At 68.1% G+C, this 2,548-nt stretch carries 2 protein-coding genes; both read left to right on the top strand.

Features of this window, described 5'->3' with window-relative positions:
- The first annotated feature begins 141 nt into the window (after positions 1-141).
- Positions 142-1,425 (top strand): preprotein translocase subunit SecD, encoded by a 1,284-nt coding sequence (locus VI480_RS09620; RefSeq protein WP_323672615.1) that lies wholly within the window; start codon positions 142-144, stop codon positions 1,423-1,425.
- Positions 1,422-2,531, top strand: a complete 1,110-nt coding sequence (gene secF, locus VI480_RS09615) for a protein translocase subunit SecF (RefSeq protein WP_323672614.1) — start codon at positions 1,422-1,424, stop codon at positions 2,529-2,531. Before VI480_RS09620 ends, secF begins: the two co-directional genes overlap by 4 nt.
- Positions 2,532-2,548 lie beyond the last annotated feature (17 nt).

The raw sequence follows: 2,548 nt of genomic DNA, 5'->3' as shown, positions 1-2,548 counted from the left end.
GTGCAACGCCGCGCCATCGGCGAGATCATCACGTCCGCTGGCGGCCAAGGCGCAGACGATCCGCCCGCATCGGACGGCGTCGACGAATCGGAATGATCCCGGCCGCAGCGCGCAGCGCAGGCATCGGCGCATTGGTCTGACGTGCGCCGCTCGCAGATCGTCTCGCTCCTTCTCGCGATCCTGATCGGGTTCGGCTCGCTCGCGGGCGTGCTGGCCGCGGGCTGGGCGCCTGTGCTGGGCGTGCAGCTGCAGGGCGGCGTGGAGGTGCTGCTGCGGCCTACCGCCCCGGCCGACGACGAGCAGCTGGATCGTGCCATCGAGATCATCCGGTCGCGTGTCGACGCACTCGGCGTGGCTGAGCCCGACATCACGCGTCAAGGCGAGCAGGTGGTGGTGCAGCTCCCCGGCGTCAAGGACAAGCAGCGTGCGGTCGACTTGGTAGGGCAGACAGCCGAACTGCGCTTTCGCCCCGTGCTGCTGACATTCAATCCCTTCGATGAGGCCGAGTTCGGCTCCGCGCTGGATCTTGCCGACGCGTACAACGGCGCGATCGGCACGTTCAACAACGAGTGGGTCGTCAATGTCGACCTCACCGACGAGGGCGCCGTCGGTTTCGACGAGATCGCCGCTCGCTACTTCGGTCAGCAGGTGGCCATCGTGCTCGACGGCGTCGTGGAGTCTGCTCCGGTCATCCGGGCCACCGAGTTCGGGGGCACGGCTGTCATCTCAGGCACGTTCGACGAGGACGGGGCACGCGACCTCGCAGTTGCGTTGCGCTTCGGCGCGCTGCCCGTCGAGTTCGAGCAGGACGACGTGCGCACCGTGTCGGCCACGCTCGGCGAGGGCACGCTGCGTGCGGGGGTGATCGCCGGCATCGTCGGGCTGATCCTCGTGGGCCTGTACATGCTGGCCTACTACCGGCTGCTCGGCATTGTGGCCGTGGCCAGTCTGGCCATCAGCGGATCAGTCCTGTGGTCGCTCATCAGCTGGCTCGGCGAGAGCCGGGGCTTGGCGCTGACACTGGCCGGCACCACCGGCATCATCGTGTCGATCGGCGTCCAGGTCGACTCGAACATCGTCTATTACGAGCGGATCAAGGAAGAGGTACGCCGCGGCCGGGCGGTGCGCTCGGCAGCTGATGCCAGCTTCAAAGGCGCTTTCATGACCATCGTGTGGGCCGACTTGGCATCGCTCATCGGCGCCGGCGTGCTGTACCAGCTCACCAGCGGCACCGTCCGCGGCTTCGCCCTGTATCTCGGGCTCGCAACTCTGATCGACCTGGCAGTGTCGTACTTCTTCATGCGGCCGCTGGTGGTGTTCATCGCCCGCCGGCTGGTGAACGAGGAACCCCGGCGGCTCGGCGTGCTGAGGACAGCCGACGGCGATGTCGCCCCGGCGACGGATCCGACAGGAGGCACATCGTGATTGCAGCGCTGCGCACCTTCTACCGAGGCGAGAACGCCTGGGACCTCCTGCGCCTGTCACGCAAGGTGCTCATCGGTTCAGCAATAGCTGTGCTCGTCTGCGTGGTGGCGCTGCTGGTGCGAGGCCTGAATCTCGGCATCGAGTTCGAAGGCGGCTCGGTGTGGGAGATACCGGTGCCCGAGGAGGCTCAGGGCGCCCAAGTCGACGACGCGGCGGCCGGCTCTGGCGACGGCGTGACCACCGACGACGTGGCGTCGGCAGCCGCGGAGGCCGGCGTGCCCGATGCGCGCGTGCAGTTCGTGGTGGTCACCGGGTCGCCTGACATCTTCCGTGTGCGCGGCGTGCTGGGGCCCGATGCCGACAGCGCAGCTGTGGCCGGAGCGCTGGCCGATGCCGCCGCCGTCGACGTGGAGAGCCTGTCGTCGCGGCAGGTCAGCCCGTCGTTCGGCGACGAGGTCGCCGGCAAGGCACGCCGGGCGCTCGTGGTGTTCTTCGTGCTGATCGCGTTGTACCTGTGGTTCCGCTTCGAGTGGAAGATGTCGGTGGGTGCGCTGATCGCCGTGGGGCACGACATCGTGCTGACCGTCGGCGCCTATGCGCTGTTCGGGTTCGAGGTGACGCCGGCGACGGTGGTGGCCTTCCTCACGATCATGGGCTATTCGCTGTACGACACGATCGTCGTGTTCGACCGTGTGAAATCCAACGAGCGGTCGTTGCCGGCGCGCAGCCACTTCACGTATCACGCGCTCGCGAACGTGTCGCTCAACCAGGTGCTGACACGGTCGGTGAACACCTCGATCACCTCGGTGCTGCCCGTGCTGTCGCTGCTGGTCGTGGGCGCCGGATTCCTCGGTGCGGGCACCTTGGCCGAGTTCGCGACGGCGCTGCTGATCGGCCTGCTCGTCGGCTCCTACAGCTCGATCTTCGTGGCGATGCCCACTGTTGCGTGGCTGAAGGGCTACGAACCCGGCTGGGCCGCCGCGCAGGCTGCGGCCGACGCCGCCGGCCGCCACGACTCTATGGAGGCTGCTACCCAGGCGCTCGCCGCCGAGAGCTACACCCGCAGCGCTCCGCCCCGCCCCCGAAAGAAGGGCCGCCGCCGCTAGATCCGGCTCCTGATGAC

Source organism: Candidatus Poriferisodalis multihospitum, from assembly GCF_028283155.1.
Classification (GTDB): Bacteria; Actinomycetota; Acidimicrobiia; order Acidimicrobiales; family Poriferisodalaceae; genus Poriferisodalis; species Poriferisodalis multihospitum.
This window is presented reverse-complemented; position numbering and strand designations above follow the sequence as displayed.